Below are 21294 nucleotides of genomic sequence, written 5' to 3' on the forward strand. Positions count from 1 at the left end.
CCCCTGCCCCGGCCCGCCCCGGTGACACCATGACGCGGTGACCCCAGCACGGCAGCCCCACATCCAGGTCGTGGCCCACCGCGGTGCCTCGGAGGACGCCCCCGAGCACACCCTTGCCGCGTACATGAAGGCCATCGAGGACGGCGCCGACGCGCTCGAATGCGACGTGCGGCTCACGGCCGACGGGCACCTCGTCTGCGTCCACGACCGCCGCGTCAACCGCACGTCCAACGGCCGTGGCGCCGTCTCCGCGCTGGAGCTCGCCGACCTCGCCGCGCTCGACTTCGGCACCTGGAAGGGGCGTGAGGACTCCACCGAGAGCCCGGACTGGGGCGATCCGTCGCTCACCTCCGTACTGACGCTGGAGCGGCTGTTGGAGCTGGTCGCCGACTCCGGGCGCCGCGTCGAGCTGGCGATCGAGACCAAGCACCCCACGCGCTGGGCCGGGCAGGTGGAGGAGAAGCTGCTGCGGCTCCTCGACCGGTTCGGGCTCGCGGCGCCCGCGGACCCGGCGGAGTCCCCGGTGCGGATCATGAGCTTCTCGGCCCGCTCCCTGAACCGGGTCGCGGCGGCGTCGCCCACCCTGCCCACCGTCTACCTGATGCAGTTCATCGGGCCCCGGCTGCGCGACGGGCGACTGCCGGCCGGCGCGCGGATCGCCGGGCCCGGCATCCGGCTGGTGCGCAACCACCCGACGTACGTCGAGCGGCTGCACCGGGCCGGCCAGCGGGTGCACGTGTGGACGGTGAACGAGCCGGAGGACGTGGAGCTGTGCGCCCGCCTCGGCGTGGAGGCGATCATCACCAACCGGCCGCGCCAGGTCCTCACCCAGCTCGGTCGGGCCTGAGACCCGCCCCAAAGAAGGCACCGCCCCAAAGAAGGCCCTGCTCTCAAGAGGCCCGCCCTAAAGAAGGGCGGCCCGAAGAAGGACGGCCCGAAGAAGGACGGCCCCAAGAAGGCGCCGCCCGGGCTTAAGAGGAACCGCGGAGAGACGAAGCACACACGGGGCGCCCGTCGGCCGCGCTGTGCAGTCGCATTCGTACGCCTACGGTGCGGTTCACCACCCTCCGCCCCACCATGCTTGGCCATGACAACCACTACGGGGAGTGCACCGGCGCATTCGTAACGTACTCGCCGGTCAGTTGTGCCCCACCGGGCTGCTCCGGTCCGGTTTCCGGTCCAGTCCAGGGGGGCATTCAGACGGTGGCGTGGGGCAAAGGAGGTCTCGGGGGTGGCGTTGGTGGTGGCACAAGAAGTGCCCACGTCGTCGAGCATGGCCGTACCCCATGGCCCTGCGGGCGTGGGCGAGGCGCGACACCGCATGCGTGAGCAATTGCGCATGGGGGGAGTGCCCGAATCGGTCGTCGACGACGCGATTCTGATCCTTTCCGAACTGCTCAGCAACGCCTGCCGGCACGGCAGACCGCTGGGGCGTACGGAAGTGGGCGACGGGGACGTGCGCGCCGCGTGGCGCGTCGATCTGGACGGCCGGCTGATGGTCGAGGTCACGGACGGCGGCGGGCCCACCCGGCCGGTGCCGTCGACGCCTTCGGTCACCGCGCGCGGCGGTCGCGGGCTGAACATCATCACGGCCCTGGCCAAGGACTGGGGCGTGCGCGACGACCCGGCCGGCGAGGTCACCGTGTGGGCGCTCGTCACGGATGGGCAGCGTCACGACCATTTCGCTACGCGCGTCACACACGACGAGCACAACTGATCAAGGGCGTTCCGGAGGCGAGGGAGCGGGCGATCGCGCAAGGGTCGAGTGCCCCCGCGCGCCGAAGCCCCGCCCCCGCCCCGCACTCGTCCCGCCCCGTGCTCGTACTCGTCGGCGGCACGCACCCCGTCTCGGGTGCCGCGCCCCCGCCCGCGGGGCGGACGACTAGGCTCGCCCAAGCACCGCACCACGCATCGCCGCATTCGGGAGAAGCCGCACCATGGCCAAGAAGCGCCCCCAGACCAAGGCCGCCAAGCACCAGCCCCAGGGCCGGGGCAAGCCCGTCGGCAGCGCGGGCGCGGCCGGGGCCGTGCCCGTGGTCGGCGCCCGCGAGCCCTGCCCGTGCGGCTCGGGCCGCCGCTACAAGGCGTGCCACGGCCGGGCCGCGGCGCACGCCGTGACCGAGCTCGTGCAACGGCCCTTCGCGGGGCTGCCCGGCGAGTGCGACTGGGTGGCCCTGCGCGAGCTGGTCCCCGCCGCCACCGTGGAGCTCACCCTCAAGGACGGACTGCCCGAGGGCGTGCCGTCCGTGACGCTGGCGACCGTGCTGCCGATGGCCTGGCCCGCGCTGCGCCGTGACGACGGCTCCGTACTGCTCGGCCTGCAGAACGACGGCTCGTCCGGCGACCTCAGCCGCGACCTGGGCGAGACGCTGGCCCGGGCGCTGCGTGCCGAGCCCGGCAGCCCGGTCGGCGCGGAGCGCGCCGCGTCCGACGAGGGCGTACGGCTCCAGGACCTGCTGGCAGCGGACGCGCCGTTCGCGCCCGTGGTGCACTCCGGCTTCGAGTTCTGGGTGCCGGACGCGGAGTCCTCGACGCCGGACGTCGTCGCCTCCCTGGAGCGGGCGAACGCCGCGGCGATCCCGACCGTCAAGCTCGCCGGCGTCGACGCCGCGTACTGGTGCGAGACCCCGGAGAAGAACCACCTGCGCTGGGTCATGCCGCACGCCGAGGAGGAGCTGCTCGACGCGCTCGCGCGGCTGCACGCGGCCGGCCGCAGCTCGCTGGGCGAGGGGACGCGGCTCGTCGGGTCGTTCCGGGCGCACGGTCTGGTCGTCCCGGTCTGGGACCTGCCGAGCGGAATGGGTGCGGAGGAGTGCGAGAAGCCGGCCGCCGAGTTCGCCGAGCGACTGGCGGAGGCGCTGGAAGCTGACGCTCCGCTCAGTGCCGACGAGCGCCGGGCGCGCGGTGGACTCACCAACCGTCAGGTCACCCTGAGCTGAACACGCCAAATATGGCACGCGTCGGGAAACTGGCCGGAACGTGACGCCAGCGGGAATCCCGGGCCGCCTTCGGGCCCGGGACCCGCGGTTGAGCCCGGTACCCCCCTCGGCATTACCGGGTGACTCCAGTCACAACTCCCGCCACTGTCAGCCGTTTCCGTGTCCGAATAACCGAGATCGAATTTGCGAACCGCAGATCTCTTGTTACCGTTCTTAGAGCCCGGTCGCTGGTGCATCCCCCGTCGCCAGCGACCGGGCCTCTCCATTTCCGGATGCGGTCCGTCCGCCTCGGCCGGAACCTTGACGTCCGCTCAACCCCCGCTAGTGCGCGCGGAGTTGCTGCCGGCCCGCAGGAGCAGTCGGCCGGCCCCTGGCCCGTCCTGCACCACCCCGACCGCCGCGTCGACGGAGTCGTCGGCAGACATGTCAGCAGGTGCTCCGACGGCCGCGTCGGCACTCACATCAGGCCCCGCACCGGCCGCCGCGAACTCCGCCACCGCCGAATAGCCGGCACCGCTCCCGGAACGCTCTCTCGGGGTCTCGCAGACACCGGGCTCATCACCCGCTTCGACGGTGCAGTTGATCTGTAGCGTGCGCCCCTGCGGACCCATGAGAGTCAGTACGGAAGTCAATTTCGCGCCCGTGGCATTCCGGTAGTACGTACGTGCCCATGTGGCAAGGCCATCGGCCAGTACACACGTCTGGGCTTCCACTCCTTCAGGCGAGGAGAGTTCCGGACCACAACGCACTCGGGTGACCTGCGTTCCTTCAGTTCCCCGAGTGGACGGAGTGGGTGAAGTGGATGGAGTGATCTCAGAGGTTCCTGCCCCTTGAGCAGCTTGAGCGGCTTGCGGGGTGACGGGCGCGGGACGGGGGCGGCCGGTGGGCGACGGGAGCGACGGACCCGGCTCGGCGCGCACGACGCCGTACTCGTCCTCCGCGCCGCCCGGCACCACCTGGCCCCACGCGGCCAGCGGCACCAGCGCCGCGGCCAGCACGGCGGAAGCGAGCCCGACCACACGGACGTACACGGACATGGGCCACCTGCCGATCGCGCGGACGGCGCGGGAACGCGGGGACGGAGAGCTGCGGAGCTGAGGAGAAGGCTGAGAAGAACCGTCCCCACGCCGTGCCGGTGGCACATGCGAGGGCAACGGTGGAGCGACGATAGCGACGCGGTACGGACGGACGGCCGGCCGCGCACCCGATTCCCGTACAACTCGGGCCCACTCCTACCCGATCGGGTGACCCAACCCCCGCGCCCAGCCCTCACGCCTCGGGCGGCAACGCGAGCACGGAAGCGGAAGGACGGCAGCACGAGGCCGGCAAGCACGAGGGCGGCCACGCGAGGCCGGCAACGCGACGGCGCGCCGCTTCCCCGCGGCGCGCCGTCAGCAGTCAGTCCCCTCAGTAAGCCAGTCGGCTTCCTTCGTCCGGCGCGCTCGTGCTCGCCTCGACCAGCGCGTCCACGACCGCCTCCACGTCCGGCAGCCACGGCGCGGCCGAGCCGGGCAGCGGCGCCCGCTCCCAGCGGACCTGCCCCGTGCCCGTCTCGGACGGGGGCAGCACCACGTACCCGCCCTCGCCGTGGAACCGCAGCGAGCTGGGCACGCAGTCCTTGGCGAAGAGCAGCTCGCCGAGTTGTTCGAGGGTGTACGGGGCGACCAACAGCGACCACCGCGTGGGCGTCGCCAGGACCGGCCCGAGCCGCATGTCCATCCGGTCGAGCTCGGCCAGCGCCCGCGCCCCGGCCTGCGCCGGCAGGCTCACCGCGCAAGGCGCCGCACCGCCGGTGGCGAGAACGACCGGCGCATTCGGCCGGTTCGTCCACCACCAGCGCAGCATGCGCTCGTCGGTCGTCGCCGCGAGGACGGAGGGGTCGAAGGGGTGCGCGCCGGGTACGACGCACTCGGGGTCGGGGCAGCCGCAGCGCCGCCCGTTGCCGCCGCCCGCCGCGGGAAGTCCCACCCCGGGGATGACGGGCCACCGCCATGCGGCGCAGGTCAGCGCCGCTTCCAGCTGTGCAGGCTGTGCCGGCCCCTTCTTGCGCCACAACCGGAGCCTGCGTCGCCTTCCGAGGATCTCGCGCATGAGCGCTCGTTCCTTTCCGTTGAACGCCGAGGTCCACATCACACCATGTGTGCAGCTTTTCACTGTGCGTACGAATGCGTACTGATACGCCCTGCATGTGCTTACTGCGTGCGTGTACGTACGTCGTCCTTCGCATGTAACGCGGGTACGCGTACGTACGGATCGGCTGGTCGGCGCGTCACCACCCGCGCCTTCGGCGCGGACGTCCCCCGGTGGCCTGCGGCAGGATCGCCGCCCGGGGGTCCAACGTGGGCCCTACTCCATTAAACGCACGGCGGGGAATGCGCGCTCAGTGCTTGCGTGTCCCGTGACCGACACCACCGAGTCAAACCCGCACACACGGGTCGATCCGGCACTTCCCCACACTCCGGGGGTCCGCCCGGAGTTCTTTCCGGGATCCGCCTCGGCCCTACGGACAGTAGGACGTCGGAGCCCGTCGCCAGGTTCCGGACGATGCCAACTGGCCGCCGGACGTCACCCTTTTCGTACCCACCACGTTCGGTATGACGCGCCCGTGCAGTCGCCCTCGGCGACGCCCGCCCGGGCGTCGCGCCCTGGGGGATCCGCTGAAGGATCACTGTCAAGCGCGCTCAGTCGATCGCAAAGAGCGGCAACGAGGTGCAATTTCCAGCCAAGTTCCCGATACATGCATGGCGGGCGCCGAAGGGCGAGCGGGAACGGAACCCTCCGTCAAGAGCACCCCAAAGCCTCCCCAAACTCCCGTAGACACCATCAATCCCACTGGTGCAATGCTGGACATCCCCTTACATCTGCGTGTAGATGTGGATCCATTGTCAGGCGCGCGAAATGACACGGGGGTTTGCGATGCTATTGCATGAATTGCACCCATTGAAAAGACCACTTCCGTGAGCGCCCCTCACTTTCCGAAAGTGGCCGGAATCGACTCTTCGAGTCCTCACTCCCCGCACACTGCGGCGGCTTCAGCGGCCCTCGCGGGAGGCGTCACGGCGGGCGATGCGACCGGCGTCACGCCAGCGCCGCCCCACCGGGCCTCGACCGGCGGCGCCAACGGCGCCGCTGCCGGCGACGCAGCCGGCGACGGACCCACCGACACCACCGACACCGCCGTCGACGGCGGCACCCCGCTCCACGACCGGCTCGCCGGCTGGGTCTCCGAACTGACCACCCTCCACGAACTCACCGAACGCCTGGCCGCGACCGGCTCCCTCGACGACGCCCTCGACGAACTGCTGCGCGCCGGCGCCGCCCTCATCGGCGCCCGCCGCGGCCTGGTCGTCCTCGAACCGCCCACCGCGCCCCCCGCCGGCCCGCCCGCCCGTGCGACCAGCCCGACCGGCGTCACCAGTCCCATCAGCCCTACTAGCCTCACCAGCCTTACTAGGGGATACGGGCTGTCCCACGCCGAACTCGGCCACATCGAGACCGTGCCGCGCGCCCTCACCGCGTACGGCCGCATCCTGGAGGGCCGCCGCGGCCCCGCCGGGCCGACCGCCCCCGAGGCCGTCGCCCACCCCGACATCCTCGGCGACGCGACGCTCGACCCGGTGCGCCGGGAGGTCGCCGTGCGCCTCGGCTGCGCCGCCGCGTACACCCAGCCGCTCGCCTCGAAGACGGCGGGCACGCTCGGCGCGGCCGTCTGGCTGTACGACGAGCCCGCCGCCCCGGTCGACCGGCGGCGGCACCTGATGCACCTCTACGTGCGGTACGCCACCGAGCACCTGGCCCGGCTCATCGAGGTGGCCCGGGCCCGGCAGACCGTCGCCGCGGTCGCCGAAGAGCTGCTGCCGAGCCGACTGCCCCGGGTCCCCGGCGTGCGGCTGGCGGCCCGGCACCGCACCGGACCGCTCGGCGGCGGCGACTGGTACGACGCCCTGCCGCTGCCGGACGGCGCCCTGGGGCTCGCGGTCGGCTCCGTCGGCGGGTCGGGGCCGAGCGCGCTCGCCGCGATGGGGCGGCTGCGCGCGTCACTGCGGGCGTACGCGGTCATGGAGGGCGAGGACCCCGTCGCCGTACTGTCCGACCTGGAACTGCTGCTGCGGCTGACGGAGCCGGCACGGACCGCCACCGCGCTCTTCGCGTACGCCGAGCCCGCCGCCGGCAGGGTGCTGCTGGCCGGGGCCGGGCACACCCCGCCGCTGGTGGTCGGCGACCGGCGCACCGAGTTCGTCGAGACGTCGCTCTCGGCGCCGCTGGGGATGCTGTCCTGCTGGGAGGCGCCGAGCATCGAGGTGTGTCCGCAGCCCGGAGAAACGGTGCTCCTGTACACCGACGGGCTGCTGCGGCGCGGCGGCGACCCGATGGACCGGGCCTTCGCCCGGCTGCACGCCGCCGCGGCGAGCGTGCCGAGGGCGGCCCGGGAGGACCCGGGCGCGATCGCGGACCACGTGCTGCACGCGATGGTGCCGGCGGACGCCGCGGGGGCCGCCGGGCCCGACGTCGTCCTGCTCGCCGCGCGCTTCGACTGACCGGCCTTCCCGGAAGGCCCTCGACCGAGCCTCCGCCGGGGCCTCGGCCCGCCCTTCGCCCGGGCCCAGTGGTACACCCGAAATGTCTGACTCCTCACACCCGTGGAGAGCGTCTTCACAGGACACATACGATGGACGTCGGTCCGATGACGCATCGAGGAGGCAGACGTGGCCGAGGAGCTCAACCCGAGCACTCCGGAAGAAGAAGAGCAGCCGGTCAAGCCGCGCAAGAACGGCCTCTACCCGGATGTCTCCGAAGAACTCGCCGCCAACATGGCGAGCGGCTGGGCGGACACCGAGCGCCACGACCTGGCGCCGATCCCGCAGGCCACGCACACCGCCGACCGCCGCGCGGCCCTGTCGCAGCGGTTCCCCGGCGAGCGCCTGGTGGTCCCCTCCGGGAAGCTGAAGACCCGCTCGAACGACACCGAGTACCCCTTCCGCGCCTCCACCGAGTACGTGTACCTCACCGGCGACCAGACCGAGGACGGCGTCCTCGTCCTGGAGCCCACGGCCGACGGCCACGAGGCCACGGTCTACCTGCTGCCCCGCTCCAACCGTGAGAACGGCGAGTTCTGGCTGTCCGGCCAGGGCGAGCTGTGGGTCGGCCGCCGCACCTCCCTCGGCGAGGCCGAGCAGCTCCTGGGCCTGAACACCAAGGACGTGCGCGAGCTGGCGGACGCGCTGAGCGCGGCGACCGGCCCGGTCCGCGTCGTCCGCGGCCACGACGCCGGCATCGAGTCGGCGCTGACCGACAAGGTCACCGCCGAGCGCGACGAGGAACTGCGCGTGTACCTCTCCGAGGCGCGCGCGGTGAAGGACGCGTTCGAGATCGGCGAGTTGCAGAAGGCGTGCGACTCCACCGCCCGCGGCTTCGAGGACGTCGTCAAGGTCCTCGACAGGGCCGAGGCGACCAGCGAGCGCTACATCGAGGGAACGTTCTTCCTGCGCGCCCGCGTCGAGGGCAACGACGTCGGCTACGGCTCCATCTGCGCCGCCGGCCCGCACGCCACCACGCTCCACTGGGTCCGCAACGACGGCCAGGTCCGCTCCGGCGAGCTGCTGCTCCTGGACGCCGGCGTGGAGACCACCACCCTCTACACCGCGGACGTCACCCGCACCCTGCCGATCAACGGCCGCTTCACCGAGCTCCAGCGCAAGATCTACGACGCGGTGTACGACGCCCAGGAGGCGGGCATCGCGGCGGTCAAGCCGGGCGCGAAGTACCGCGACTTCCACGACGCGGCCCAGCGGGTGCTGGCCGAGCGGCTGGTGGAGTGGGGCCTCGTGGAGGGACCGGTCGAGCGGGTCCTGGAGCTGGGGCTCCAGCGCCGCTGGACGCTGCACGGCACCGGCCACATGCTCGGCCTGGACGTGCACGACTGCGCCGCCGCGCGCACCGAGGCGTACGTCGACGGCACCCTGGAGCCGGGCATGTGCCTGACCGTCGAGCCGGGGCTGTACTTCCAGGCGGACGACGTGACCGTGCCGGAGGAGTACCGGGGCATCGGCGTCCGGATCGAGGACGACATCCTCGTCACGGAGGACGGCAACCGGAACCTCTCGGACTCGCTGCCGCGCCGGGCCGACGAGATCGAGACGTGGATGGCCTCGCTCAAGGGCTGACGCGCCGCTGACGAGCAGCGGCCGGGCGGAGGGCGCGCGACCCGGGGTCTCTCAGGAGACCTTGAGGAGCGCGTCCTCCCGCCATTTCAGGACCTTGTCGAAGCTGACGACGGCGCCGCGGCCCGGGCGGTTGCTGAAGTCGACGTGGTCCGCCAACTCCTCGATCAAGCACAGCCCGCGACCGCTCTCGGCGAGGGCGACGGCCTGCCGCTCGGGTCTCTCCCGTCCCTCTCTCATCTCCCGCCCCTCTCTCGCTTCGCGACTCTCTCTCGCCCCGCGAACCTCGCGAACTTCGTCCCGCCTCTCACGGCCCTCACGGCCCTCACGACCGTCCCGGTTCTCCCGGCCGTCCTGGCGCAGGCCGGCCGCGTGGGCGCAGCCGCCGTGCCGCGTCGACCTGGCGGGGAACCCCGGCCCGGAGTCGGCCACTTCGATGCGACACCTCTCGCCGTCCAGATACGCCGTGACGCGATACGCCTCCGAGGCTCCCGAAGGATCGCCCGGGGCCGGCCCGCCGCCGTGCTCGACGGCGTTCGCACAGGCTTCGCTCAGCGCCACCGAAAGGTCGAAGGAGATGTCGGGGTCAACACCCGCGGTCTCCATCGCGCCGATGAGCAGTCGCCGGGCGAGCGGGATGCTCGCAGCTTCGCGCCGCAAGTGCAGAGACCACCAGATGCTCATGCTCCAGCCTCCTGGCTGCGGCTCGACATACCGATACGTATTGCCCCAAGACACGGTCCGTAAGCACGGAGTTGCTGTGATTGCGCTCATTCGGCGGAAGCGCGCCAGTGGCGCGAAGGTGTAGGGCGCGCCCGGGAGTCGGGGGCGCCGGCGCGTGCCGGCGGCGATCGTCCGGCGAGATCAAAAAGGGCGTTACGGACCTGCCGTACCGCGCCGGGGGGCGTGGTGGGATGATGAGCCGGCCATGTCGTCCCTGTCGTCCCCACCCGGTGCGCCCGGTGCCGCCGCTCTGACCGGAGCCCCCGGTGAGCGCACCGGCGCCGGTGTCAGGCTGCTGCGGGCCGCGGTGTTCGCCGCGGTCTGCGTCGCGCTGTCCGCGGCGGGGCACGCGATCGCCGCCTGTGCCGGCGTCCCGTGGTGGACGGTTGCGGTGGGTCTCGCCGGCACGTTCGTCCTCGTCCTGCCCTTCACCGGCCGGGCACGTTCCCTGCCGGCCGTCGCCCTCGCGCTGGGCCTCGGTCAACTCGCGCTGCACGCGCTGTTCGGCGCGGGCCAGCAGCACCAGGTCCGCATCGGGCCGACGGCCGACGACCTGTTGCTGCGGATGGCGGCGAAGCTGGTGTGCGGCGTCGGCGCCGCGCCCCTCTCCGCCGAGGAGGCCCGCCAGGTGGTGACCGCGGCCGGGATCACCCCGCCGACGGCGCCGGCGCATCCCGCGCACCCGGCGCAGGAGGCCCTGGCCCAGCCCGAGCTGCTGCCGTCGCTGCCCATGCTGCTGGCGCACCTGCTGGCCGCGCTGGCGACGGGCTGGCTGCTGCGCCACGGCGACCTGGCGCTGCTCCGACTGATCCGGCTGTCCACCTCCTCCGCCGAGGAGGCGCGGGAGCTGGTGGCCGAGGCGGGCCGGCTGCGCTCGCTGCGGGCGGCGCTCACGCTCGTACGGGCGCTCTGTTCCGGTCTCGTACGCCTGCCGGCTCCGGGCGCGCGCCCGGCGCGGGCCGTGGACGATCCGCCGCCGCCGGCCACGGCCGAGGCGCTCCAGCACGCGGTGATCAGGCGCGGGCCGCCCGCCCCGCGTTACGCCCTCGCTGCCTGACGCGGTCCGCTCGACGGGAGTGGGACCGCGGTGCCCGCGCACCTCGCGCGCCTCCGCGCCCCCTGGGTGAGGAGTGCCCTGCCGCGTACGCCCGGGCGCACCCACCGTTCCTCCCACACCGTGGAGTGCATTCATCATGAACGTTTCTTCCTACGCGTCCCGTAAGCCCCTTTCGTCCCGCACGCCGTCGTCCCGCGTGCTGTCGTCCCGCGTGCTGCGCGGCGTCGCCGTCGCGGCCGGTGTCGGGGTCGCCTCGGTGCTGCTGGCCGGGCCGGCCGCCGCGCACGTCAGCGTCCAGCCGCAGGGCGAGGCCGCGCAGGGCGGATACGCCACCGTCTTCGTCAAGGTGCCGAACGAGCGCGACAACGCGTCGACCGTGAAGCTGGAACTCAACCTGCCCACCGAGCACCCGATGACGTCGGTGATGCCGCAGCCCGTGCCCGGCTGGCGGGCCGAGGTCACCAAGTCCAAGCTCGCGAAGCCGCTGACGGTGCACGGCAAGCAGGTCACCGAGGCGGTCTCCAAGGTCACCTGGACCGCGGACGGATCCAAGATCGGCCCGGGGCAGTTCCAGCAGTTCCCGCTCTCGCTCGGACAGCTCCCCGAGAAGGCCGACCAGCTCGTCTTCAAGGCGCTCCAGACGTACGACAACAAGGAGGTCGTGCGCTGGATCGAGGCGCCGGAGGAGGGCGCGGCCGAGCCCGAGTCCCCCGCGCCCGTGCTGAAGCTCGCCGCCGCGCAGGGCCACGGCCACGGCGCGGCCGGCGACGAGGCCGACGGCAAGTCGTCCGACCAGGCCGCGAAGGACGACTCCGACGACAGCACGGATGCGACTGCACGGGTCCTCGGCGCGGTCGGCATCCTGGTGGGGGTCGCCGGAGTCGCCTTCGGCGTGCTGGCGGGCCGCCGGCGCGCCTCCTGACGACTCCCCGACCGACCGCACGCAACAGAACAGCACCCCCTCCTCGAACTCCTCGAACCAGGACTCTCCCCATGCGCAAGAAGACCGCCCTGGCAGCAGCACTCGCCGCGACCGCCGTGCTCACCCTCTCCGCCTGCTCCACCACCAGCAGCACCGGCGGCAAGAGCTCCGTCGCCGAGGTCTCCGTACCGGAGGCGAAGCCGGGCACCGTGCTCGACCAGCCCTTCGAGAAGCCGGACCTCGTGCTCACGGACACCAAGGGCAAGCCGTACGACCTGCGGGCCGAGACGAAGGGCAAGCCCACCCTGATCTTCTTCGGGTACACCAACTGCCCGGACGTCTGCCCGCTGACGATGAGCAACATCGCCATCGCCGAGAAGAGCCTCTCCAAGGCCGAGCAGGACAAGCTCCAGGTCGTCTTCGTCACCACCGACCCTGAGCGGGACACCCCCGCCCAGCTCGGCAAGTGGCTGCCGGGCGCCGGCGACCCCTCCTTCGTCGGCCTCAGCGGCGACTTCGCGAAGATCCAGGCCGCGGCGAAGTCGATCGGCATCGGCATCGACCCGGCGAAGAAGGAGGGCGACTCCGTCGTCTCCATGCACGGCGCCCAGGTGATGGCGTTCTCCCCGGAGACCGACAAGGGATACGTCGTCTACGGCGAGGACACCAGCCCCGACGACTACAAGAAGGACCTGCCGAAGCTGGTGCGCGGAGAGAAGCCGTGAACCCCCGCACCCGACTGCCCTGGATAGCCGGTGCGATCGCGGCGGCGCTGGCGCTCGCGGGCTGTTCGTCGGGGTCCGCCGACGACGGGGCCGACCGCGCGGGCGGCCCCGAACTGAGCGTCAGCGGCGCCTTCATGCCGCAGCCCGTCAGCGACATGGCCGCCGGCTTCCTGACCGTGCGCAACGCCGGCGGCGCCGCCGACCGGCTGACGTCCGTCTCCAGCCCCCTCTCCGACGCGGTGACGATCCACGAGTCGAAGGGGCAGAAGATGCGGAAGGTCGACGGGTTCGACGTCCCCGCCGACGGCGAGCTGACGCTCAAGCGCGGCGGCAGCCACATCATGCTCGACCGGCTGAAGCAGCGACCGGTGAAGGGCGACAAGGTCACCGTCGAGCTGCGCTTCGAGAAGTCCGACCCGATCCGGGTCGAGCTTCCCGTCATGGAGCCGACGTACGTCCCGCCGGAGGCGGACGGGTCGCACGACCCGTCCGCGGGCTCGACCGGTACCGGTTCCACTTCCGGGCACCACTGAGCGAAGGACGCGACGACACATGGCAACCACCGCCCCCGCCCGAAGGGCGCCGTACCGACCGCTGCTCGCCGTGGCGGTGCTCGTCGGCACCGTGCTGGCCGCGCTGCTGACCGCGGCCGGCCCGGCGAGCGCGCACGCGGCCCTCACCGGCAGCAGCCCCGCGGACGGGGCGGTGGTGGCCACCGCCCCCGAGGAGGTCTCGCTCAGCTTCTCCGAGCCCGTCGCCATGGGGGACGACTCGATCCGGGTCCTCGAACCGGGCGGCGAACGCGCGGACGCGGCGAAGGTCCGCGACACGTCCGCCGCCGGCAAGGTCTCCTACGCGGTCGACCTGCGGACCGACCTGCCGAACGGCACCTACACCGTGGCCTGGCAGGCGGTCTCCGCCGACAGCCACCCCATCTCCGGCGCGTACACCTTCTCCATCGGCGCGCCCTCGGCGACCTCGGTCTCCCTGCCCGACGGTGAGCCCGGCGACGGCCTCGTCGGCACCCTGTACGACGTGGCGCGGTACGTCGCCTACGCGGGCTTCGTGCTGCTGGTCGGCGCGGCCGCGTTCGTCCTGCTGTGCTGGCCGCGGGGCGCGTCCGTGCGGCCGGTCCAGCGGCTCGTCGCGTACGGCTGGGTCGCGCTGACCGTCGCCACGCTGGCGATGCTGATGCTGCGCTCCCCCTACACCGGCTCGGGCCGGCTCGCCGACGCCTTCGACCTGGACGGGCTCCAGGACGTCCTGGAGACGAAGACGGGCACGGCGCTCGTCTCCCGGCTGCTGCTGCTCGGCGTGGCGGCGCTGTTCGTCGCGGTGCTCTTCGGGGCGTACGCGCAGCGCCGGCACGACGATCCCGCGGACGACGATCCCGCGGACGACGGGGACGGGGACGACGGGGACGGGGGCGACGAGCGACGCAACGACCTGACCTTCGGCCTCGCCGTGGGCGGCACGGTGGTCGCCGCCGGGATCGCCGCGACCTGGGCCCTGTCCGAGCACGCCTCGACCGGCATCCAGACCGGGCTGGCGATGCCCGTCGACGTGCTGCACCTGCTGGCCGTCGCGGGCTGGCTCGGCGGGCTCGCGGCGCTGCTGACCGCGCTGCACCGGGCGCCGTCGCTCGACGCGTCGGCGGTGCGGAAGTTCTCCCGGGTCGCCTTCGGCTGCGTGGTCGTCCTCGCCGTCACCGGGCTGTACCAGTCCTGGCGGCAGGTCGGCTCCTGGTCCGCGCTGACGGGGACGGACTACGGGCGGCTGCTGATCGCGAAGATCGTGCTGGTGGCCGCGCTGGTGGCGATCGCCCGGGCGTCCCGGCGCTGGACCGCGCAACTGGCCGAGGCCCCCGAAGAGCTCGAAGAAGCGGCGGAGGCCGAAGGGACGGAGGCCGTCGGGGATCCCGTACGCGCCGCCCAACTCGCCCGCCAGCGCGCCGCCATGGCCACCGTCCGCCGCAAGAAGGCCCGCGACGCCGACCCCGTGAAGGCCCGGCTGCGCCGCTCGGTGCTGGTCGAGGCGGGCGTCGCCGCGGTCGTCCTGGCCGTGACCACCGTCCTGACCGCCACCGAACCCGGCCGTACGCAGGAGGAGGCCGGTCGCTCGCCGGCCGCGTCCTCGGCCGGGCAGCTGGGTCCGGGCAGCGCGCCGTCCGGGTCCAGCGGCCCGGCCGAGGTGAAGGTCCCCTTCGACACGGGCGCGGCGAACGGCAAGGGCACCGTGCGGCTCACGCTGGGCCCCGCGCGCCCCGGTGGGAACGAGCTGCACCTGTGGGTGTCGGGGGCGGACGGCAAGCCGTTGGACGCGCCCGAGGTGCGGATGTCGTTGACCCTCCAGGACAAGCAGATCGGCCCGCTGCCGGTCACCCTCGCGAAGGTGGCGGCCGGCCACTGGAGCGCGGGCTCCGTACAGATTCCGATGCCCGGCGAATGGCAGGTCAAGGTGACCGTGCGGACGTCGGACATCGACCAGACGACCGTCGAAGAGCACGTGAGGATCGGCTGAGCGACCGTGGCACCCCTGGACTCCCGCAAGCCGGTGGACGCACCCCCCGCCACCGAACCCCCCGCACCTGACGCACCGTCGCGGCGGCGGGTGCTGTCGACCGCGGCGGCGGCCGGTGCCGCCGGGCTGGCGCTCGGCGGGGCGGGCGGCGCGGTGGCGCACGCCGTCACCGCCGCCGACGCGCCCACCGCGCTGACGTCGGTCGGCGCGAGCGCCGTGCCGTTCCACGGCGCCCACCAGGCGGGCATCACCACCCCCATGCAGGCCCACGGCCACCTGCTCGCGTTCGACCTGGCGCCGGGGGCGGGCCGCAAGGAGGCCGCGGCCCTGCTGCGCCGCTGGTCGGCGCTGGCGGCGGCGCTGATGGCGGGCGACCCGGCCCCGTCGGCCGACACCGGCGTGGCCCTGGACGCCGGCCCGTCCTCGCTGACGTTCACCTTCGGCTTCGGCCGCACCTTCTTCGACCGCACGGGCCTGACGGCGCGGCGCCCGGCCGGCCTCGACCCGCTGCCGGCCTTCTCGTCGGACCAGCTCGACCCGCGGCGCTCGGAGGGCGACGTCTGGGTGCAGATCGGGGCGAACGACGCACTGGTCGCCTTCCACGCGGTGCGCGCGCTCCAGCGGGAGGCGGGCGGGGCGGCGCGGGTGCGCTGGCAGATGGCCGGCTTCAACCGGGCGCCGGGCGCCACGGGCCGCCCGATGACCGCACGGAACCTGATGGGCCAGGTCGACGGCACCAACAACCCGAAGCCCGCCGACCCCGACTTCGACGAGCGGATCTTCGTCCCCGCCACCGGGAGCGCGCCGGATTCGCAGTGGCTGGCGGGCGGCTCGTACGCGGTCGTCCGGCGGATCCGGATGCTCCTCGACCCCTGGGAGCGGCTGTCGCTGCCCGAGCAGGAGCGGGTCATCGGGCGGCGCAAGTCCGACGGCGCCCCGCTGACGGGCGGCTCCGAGACGACTGCGCTGGCGCTCGACGACCGTTCCGCGGACGGGCAGTTGGTGATCCCGTCGAACGCCCACGCGCGGATCTCGGCGCCGGAGCAGAACAACGGCGCGGCGATGCTGCGCCGCCCCTTCTCGTACCACGACGGCGCCGCGGCGGACGGGGCGCCGGACGCCGGCCTGCTCTTCGTCTGCTGGCAGGCGGATCCGCTGCGGGGCTTCGTGCCGGTGCAGCGCAGGCTGGACCGGGGGGACGCGCTCTCGGCGTTCGTACGGCACGAGGCCAGCGGGCTCTTCGCGGTGCCGGGCGGCCCGGCCGAGGGCGAGTACGTGGGGCAGCGGCTGCTGGAGGCGTGACCGCCGTCCCCGCCGCGGCCGGTCGTGATCGATCAGCCGGCCGCGGCGGGGGTGCGACACGTTCTAGGGTGACCGTATGTCAGCCACGCGGTACACCTACCTCGGTCCCGAGGGCACCTTCACCGAGGCCGCCCTCCGCACGCTGCCGGAGGCCGCCACGCGGGAGCTCGTCCCGATGGTCTCGGTCCCGGCCGCGCTCGACGCCGTACGCAACGAGGACGCGGCGGCGGCCCTCGTGCCGATCGAGAACTCCGTCGAGGGCGGGGTGACCGCCACCCTGGACGAACTGGCCGCGGGCGAGCCGCTGATGATCTACCGCGAAGTGGTGCTGCCGATCGCGTTCGCGCTGTTGGTGCGGCCGGGGACGAAGCTCTCCGACATCGCGACGGTGACCGGGCACCCGGTCGCCCAGCCCCAGGTGCGCAAGTGGCTGCGGGCGAACCTCCCGGACGCCCTGTGGGAGTCGGCCGCCTCCAACGCCGACGGCGCGCGGCTGGTGCAGGAGGGGCGGTACGACGCGGCCTTCGCGGGCGAGTTCGCGGCGGCGACGTACGGGCTGGAGCCGCTGGTCAAGGACATCCACGACGCGCAGAACGCGGAGACCCGGTTCGTGCTGGTGGGGCGCCCGGCCCGGCCCGCGGCACCGACCGGCGCGGACAAGACGTCGGTGGTCATCTGGCAGCACGACGACCGGCCGGGCGGGCTGTTGGAGCTGTTGCAGGAGTTCGCGGTGCGCGGCGTCAACCTGATGCTGCTCCAGTCCCGGCCGACGGGCGCGGGCATCGGGAACTACTGCTTCGCGATCGACGCGGAGGGGCACATCTCCGACCGGCGGGTGGGGGAGGCGCTGATGGGGCTGAAGCGGATCTGTCCCGAGGTGCGCTTCCTCGGTTCGTATCCGCGGGCCGGGGTGCTGCCCTCGGACGTCGCCGGGCCGCGGCCGGGGACGTCGGACCCGGAGTTCACCGCGGCGGCGGACTGGCTGGCCCGCTGCCAGGACGGCCGCCCCTGACCGGCGTCCGTCGGGCCCTTTGCGGGGCCGGCGCATGGGCGTCCGCCGGGCCCTTGGCGAAGAGCCGGGGCGTGAGCCTCCGGCGGGCCTTCATGGCGGCATCCGTCAGCCTTCATGGCAGCGTTCGTCGGGCCGGCGCTGACCGGAACTGTCCTACCTGCTGACTTTCCCCGTCCACAGGCCCGACGGAGTTATCCACAGTTATCCACAGGGTGCCCGATGGTCCTGGGGACAAGTCGACAACGGACCTCGCCCCAGTCGACAAATCGCTGCACTCGGCGCGCCATCCTCCACAGGACCGGTATGTGGCCCTGCCATCCTCCCGTCACCCGCATTTCATCGATCAACTCTTTGGGGCGAGCAATTCCCACCCTAATGAGTGGACCGGAGAGGTTTGAGAGAAGAATCCGACAACTCGACCGCACGCCGAGGAATGACCCCTTCCGCAATCCACAGTTTCTTCGCACAGCCTGTGGATAACTTTTTCCCAACAGGCGCCCCTGTGGACAACGAACGAGCAAGTCCCGCAGCCCACAAGGGACATGGGTCAATTCCGGCCGCCGTGAGATGATCCTTTCCGGGGAACGAAACCGCCGCGATTGACGACAGAGCGGGCTTCGGGCGGGCTCACCCCATACTCCACCAAAAGCCCTGAATAGGGACAAAGGCCGGCGCAACGCAATATCGAGTGGGCGGGCGCCGGGCGGGCACCGGTAGCCTGGTGGGGTGATTGACCTTCGCCTGCTCCGTGAGGACCCCGACCGAGTGCGCGCCTCCCAGCGCGTCCGTGGAGAGGACGTCGAGCTCGTCGACGCCCTGCTCTCCGCCGACGAGCGGCGCAGGTCGTCCGGCGCCCGCTTCGACGAGCTGCGCTCCGAGCAGAAGTCCCTCGGCAAGCTGATCCCCAAGGCCACCCCCGAGGAGCGCGCCGAGCTGCTCCAGCGGGCCGAGCAGCTGAAGGCGGACGTCAAGGCCGCCGACGCGGCCCAGCACGAGGCCGACGAGGAGACCCGCGGGCTGATGCTCCGTCTCGGGAACCTGGTCCACCAGGACGTCCCGGTCGGCGGCGAGGACGACTTCGTCGTCCTGGAGACCCACGGCACCGTCCGCGACTTCGCCGCCGAGGGCTTCGCCCCCAAGGACCACCTGGAGCTGGGCGAGGCCCTGGGCGCCATCGACGTCGAGCGCGGCGCCAAGGTGTCCGGATCGCGCTTCTACTACCTGACCGGCGTCGGCGCCCTGCTGGAGCTGGCCCTCGTCAACGCGGCGATCGCGCAGGCCACCGCGGCCGGCTTCACCCCGATGCTCACCCCCGCGCTGGTCCGCCCGCGCGCCATGGAGGGCACCGGCTTCCTCGGCCAGGCCGCGGAGAACGTGTACCACCTGGAGAAGGACGACTACTACCTGGTCGGCACCTCCGAGGTCCCGCTCGCCGCGTACCACATGGACGAGATCATCGACGCCGACAAGCTGCCCCTGCGGTACGCCGGCTTCTCGCCCTGCTTCCGCCGCGAGGCCGGCACGTACGGCAAGGACACCCGCGGCATCTTCCGGGTGCACCAGTTCGACAAGGTCGAGATGTTCTCGTACGTCGACCCGGCGGACGCGGAGGCCGAGCACCAGCGGCTGCTGGACTGGGAGAAGCAGTGGCTGACCTCCCTTGAGCTGCCCTTCCAGGTCATCGACGTGGCCTCGGGCGACCTCGGCTCCTCCGCCTCGCGCAAGTTCGACTGCGAGGCGTGGATCCCGACCCAGGGCAAGTACCGCGAGCTGACCTCCGCGTCGAACTGCGACGGCTTCCAGGCCCGCCGGCTGTCGGTGCGGATGCGGGACGGCAAGAAGGTCCAGCCGCTCGCGACGCTGAACGGCACGCTGTGCGCCGTACCGCGCACCATCGTCGCCATCCTGGAGAACCACCAGCTCGCCGACGGTTCGGTGCGGGTGCCCGAGGTGCTCCGCCCCTACCTCGGCGGGCGGGAGACCCTGGAGCCGATCGCCCGGTGAGTGCCGCGACCGCTTTCCCGTACCGGCTGATCGCCACCGACCTCGACGGCACGCTGCTGCGCGAGGACGGCACCGTCTCCGCGCGCACGCGCGCGGCGCTGGCCGCGGCCACGGAGGCGGGCGCCGCCCACATCGTCGTGACCGGCCGCGGCGTGCCCTGGACCCGCTACATACTGGACGACCTCGGCTACCGGGGCCTCGCGGTCTGCGGCCAGGGCGCGCAGGTCTACCACGCGGGCGAGCACCGGCTGTTGACGTCGCTCACCCTGGACCGCAAGATCGCCGCCATCGCGCTGGCGAAGCTGGAGGCCGAGGTCGGGCCGCTGGCGCTGGCGGCCAGCCGCGACGGGCTCGACGGCGACGTGCTGGTGAGCCCGGACTACGTGGCGCACGACGGCCCGCTGCCGTACGTGCCGCTCACCGACGCGGACGAGCTGTGGGCCCAGCCGCTGAACAAGATCTACATCCAGCACCCGACGCTCGACGACGACGCGCTGACGCGGGTCGGCAAGGAGACGATCGGCGGCTTCGTGGACGTGGTCATGGCCGGCCCGGGGGTCGTCGAGATCATCCCGCTGGGGCTGACCAAGGCGACGGGCCTCTCGCTGGCCGCGCGCCGGCTGGGGATGCGCCCGGCGGACACCATCGCCTTCGGGGACATGCCGAACGACATACCGATGTTCGGCTGGGCCGCGTGCGGCGTGGCGATGGCGAACGCGCACACCGAACTGAAGGCCGTCGCCGACGAGCTGACCCTGTCGAACGACGAGGACGGCATCGCGACGAAGCTGGAAGCGCTGCTCTCAGGACCTCCGGAGGCTTCGGAGCCTTCGGGAATCGCGGGTTGAGAAAAGACCGCCCCCTGCTCGCGGTGCGTTGCATACGCACCGGGGAAGGGGGCGGTCCGCGCTTGCGCGCGCTCGAAGCGACCGCCCCCTCGGGCACCGGCGCGGCGCGAGCAGCGGGTGAGACTGCCCGCGGCCGGTCCACCGGCGCCCAGTCGGGAACGGGACGGACCTCCTGAGGTCGACGTCCCGCTCCGCTCCCGGTAGGTGCACCGCCCGCACTGATGTGCGCCCGGTGCCTTCACTCTCTCCCAACAACCCTTCTGCGTCACCTTATTTCCGGGCCGGGCGAGCCGGTCGCGGGGAGGTGTACGTGCTGGTCGGAGGAGGGGCGGCGGGGGTGGAGCGCGGCCGCCTCACTCCTCGCCGGCGAGCTTGAGGACGCGCAGCTTCTGCCCCGCGTACCACGTCGCGCCGACGGTGACGACCGACAACAGCACCACGGCGAGCGGCAGTCCGACCGCCGAGCCGATCAGCCCCTCGCCGGCGATCTTCTCCGCCAGCGCCAGCGACCACTGCTGCACGCTGAGCGTGCGGGCGCCGGAGACCAGGCTGCCGAAGATGCCCTCCCACACCAGCGCGTAGATCAGTCCGATGATGACGGCGTGCCGGCTGACCGTGCCCAGCAGCAGGAACATCGCGCTGTAGGCGATCGAGCCGAAGAGCGCGGCGACGGTGTAGGCGATCGCGACCTGCTGTCCGTTGCCGTTCAGGATGAAGCCGGCGACCAGGGTGGGGATCGCGGAGAACGCCATGGTGACGGCGATCGCCACGGTGAGCTTGGTGCAGATGATCGTGTGTCGCTTCACCGGCTTGGCGAGCAGGTAGACGATCGAGCCGTCGTCGATCTCGGGCCCGATGGCGCCGGTGCCCGCGATCACTCCGACCAGGGGCACCATCGTGGCGATGGCGAAGCCGGCGAGCAGGTCGTTGGCGACCTGGTCGTCCGCGCCGTGGAAGGTGCGCACCGCCACCGAGATGAGCAGCAGCAGGGCGGGCAGGATGAACAGGATCGCGGCCCGGCGCCGGCCGAGCACGGCCCGATAGGTGAGCTTGGCGACTGTGGGGTGGTACATGGCGTCAC

At 72.6% G+C, this 21294-nt stretch carries 18 protein-coding genes; 15 read left to right on the plus strand and 3 right to left on the minus strand.

What is annotated here, in order from left to right; all coding sequences use genetic code 11:
* Positions 1-37: 37 nt before the first annotated feature.
* The 4 genes from ACH4E8_RS23260 (at position 38) to ACH4E8_RS23275 (ending at position 4037) form a co-directional block, all read left to right on the plus strand.
* Positions 38-847 carry a glycerophosphodiester phosphodiesterase gene (locus tag ACH4E8_RS23260; protein WP_398451100.1) on the plus strand — a complete coding sequence of 270 codons (810 nt, stop codon included), beginning with the start codon at positions 38-40 and terminating at the stop codon, positions 845-847.
* 297 nt (positions 848-1144) lie between these two features.
* Positions 1145-1717, plus strand: coding sequence for an ATP-binding protein (locus ACH4E8_RS23265; RefSeq protein ID WP_398451102.1), 573 nt, complete (start codon positions 1145-1147; stop codon positions 1715-1717).
* Between the two features lie 220 nt (positions 1718-1937).
* Positions 1938-2939, plus strand: coding sequence for a DUF5926 family protein (locus tag ACH4E8_RS23270; RefSeq protein ID WP_398451104.1), 1002 nt, complete (start codon positions 1938-1940; stop codon positions 2937-2939).
* An 882-nt stretch (positions 2940-3821) separates the two neighbouring features.
* The gene (locus tag ACH4E8_RS23275; protein WP_398451106.1) at positions 3822-4037 is read left to right on the plus strand and encodes a hypothetical protein; all 216 of its coding nucleotides are present in this window, start codon (positions 3822-3824) and stop codon (positions 4035-4037) included.
* Between the two features lie 309 nt (positions 4038-4346).
* Here the strand turns inward: ACH4E8_RS23275 and ACH4E8_RS23280 are convergent, their stop codons facing one another.
* Entirely contained in the window at positions 4347-5030 is a 684-nt protein-coding gene (locus ACH4E8_RS23280) for a bifunctional DNA primase/polymerase (RefSeq protein ID WP_398451108.1), read from the minus strand.
* Positions 5031-5869: 839 nt separating this feature from the next.
* Between ACH4E8_RS23280 and ACH4E8_RS23285 the strand changes: the two genes are divergently transcribed.
* Together ACH4E8_RS23285 and ACH4E8_RS23290 are read left to right on the plus strand one after the other, a co-directional pair.
* Positions 5870-7477: a PP2C family protein-serine/threonine phosphatase gene (locus ACH4E8_RS23285; protein WP_398451301.1), complete on the plus strand. Its 1608-nt coding sequence runs from the start codon at positions 5870-5872 to the stop codon at positions 7475-7477.
* Positions 7478-7645: 168 nt separating this feature from the next.
* A complete protein-coding gene (locus tag ACH4E8_RS23290) occupies positions 7646-9103 on the plus strand; it encodes an aminopeptidase P family protein (protein WP_398451110.1) in 1458 nt (485 codons plus the stop codon).
* A gap of 51 nt (positions 9104-9154) precedes the next feature.
* Here the strand turns inward: ACH4E8_RS23290 and ACH4E8_RS23295 are convergent, their stop codons facing one another.
* Positions 9155-9784 carry an ATP-binding protein gene (locus ACH4E8_RS23295; protein ID WP_398451112.1) on the minus strand — a complete coding sequence of 210 codons (630 nt, stop codon included), beginning with the start codon at positions 9782-9784 and terminating at the stop codon, positions 9155-9157.
* Between the two features lie 244 nt (positions 9785-10028).
* Between ACH4E8_RS23295 and ACH4E8_RS23300 the strand changes: the two genes are divergently transcribed.
* The 9 genes from ACH4E8_RS23300 (at position 10029) to ACH4E8_RS23340 (ending at position 20213) form a co-directional block, all read left to right on the plus strand.
* On the plus strand, positions 10029-10880 hold the full coding sequence (locus ACH4E8_RS23300; protein WP_398451114.1) for a hypothetical protein: 852 nt from the start codon (positions 10029-10031) through the stop codon (positions 10878-10880).
* A gap of 136 nt (positions 10881-11016) precedes the next feature.
* A complete protein-coding gene (locus ACH4E8_RS23305) occupies positions 11017-11802 on the plus strand; it encodes a YcnI family protein (RefSeq protein WP_398451116.1) in 786 nt (261 codons plus the stop codon).
* A 71-nt stretch (positions 11803-11873) separates the two neighbouring features.
* Positions 11874-12527 carry an SCO family protein gene (locus ACH4E8_RS23310; RefSeq protein ID WP_398451118.1) on the plus strand — a complete coding sequence of 218 codons (654 nt, stop codon included), beginning with the start codon at positions 11874-11876 and terminating at the stop codon, positions 12525-12527.
* Complete coding sequence (locus ACH4E8_RS23315; protein ID WP_398451120.1) at positions 12524-13060, plus strand: copper chaperone PCu(A)C; 537 nt, start codon at positions 12524-12526, stop codon at positions 13058-13060. The genes ACH4E8_RS23310 and ACH4E8_RS23315 overlap by 4 nt, the downstream gene beginning before the upstream one ends.
* A gap of 19 nt (positions 13061-13079) precedes the next feature.
* A complete protein-coding gene (locus tag ACH4E8_RS23320) occupies positions 13080-15047 on the plus strand; it encodes a copper resistance CopC/CopD family protein (RefSeq protein WP_398451121.1) in 1968 nt (655 codons plus the stop codon).
* A 33-nt stretch (positions 15048-15080) separates the two neighbouring features.
* Positions 15081-16349, plus strand: a complete 1269-nt coding sequence (efeB, locus tag ACH4E8_RS23325) for an iron uptake transporter deferrochelatase/peroxidase subunit (RefSeq protein WP_398451303.1) — start codon at positions 15081-15083, stop codon at positions 16347-16349.
* A 76-nt stretch (positions 16350-16425) separates the two neighbouring features.
* Entirely contained in the window at positions 16426-17361 is a 936-nt protein-coding gene (gene pheA, locus ACH4E8_RS23330; protein WP_398451123.1) for a prephenate dehydratase, read from the plus strand.
* Between the two features lie 726 nt (positions 17362-18087).
* Positions 18088-19365, plus strand: a complete 1278-nt coding sequence (serS, locus tag ACH4E8_RS23335; RefSeq protein WP_398451125.1) for a serine--tRNA ligase — start codon at positions 18088-18090, stop codon at positions 19363-19365.
* Complete coding sequence (locus tag ACH4E8_RS23340) at positions 19362-20213, plus strand: HAD family hydrolase (protein WP_398451127.1); 852 nt, start codon at positions 19362-19364, stop codon at positions 20211-20213. The genes serS and ACH4E8_RS23340 overlap by 4 nt, the downstream gene beginning before the upstream one ends.
* A gap of 353 nt (positions 20214-20566) precedes the next feature.
* On the opposite strand, the gene ACH4E8_RS23345 is transcribed toward ACH4E8_RS23340, so the two are convergent.
* Positions 20567-21286 carry an ABC transporter permease subunit gene (locus ACH4E8_RS23345; RefSeq protein ID WP_398451129.1) on the minus strand — a complete coding sequence of 240 codons (720 nt, stop codon included), beginning with the start codon at positions 21284-21286 and terminating at the stop codon, positions 20567-20569.
* Between the last annotated feature and the right edge of the window lie 8 nt (positions 21287-21294).

The sequence above is a fragment of the Streptomyces sp. NPDC017979 genome, from assembly GCF_044328175.1.
Classification (GTDB): Bacteria; Actinomycetota; Actinomycetes; order Streptomycetales; family Streptomycetaceae; genus Streptomyces.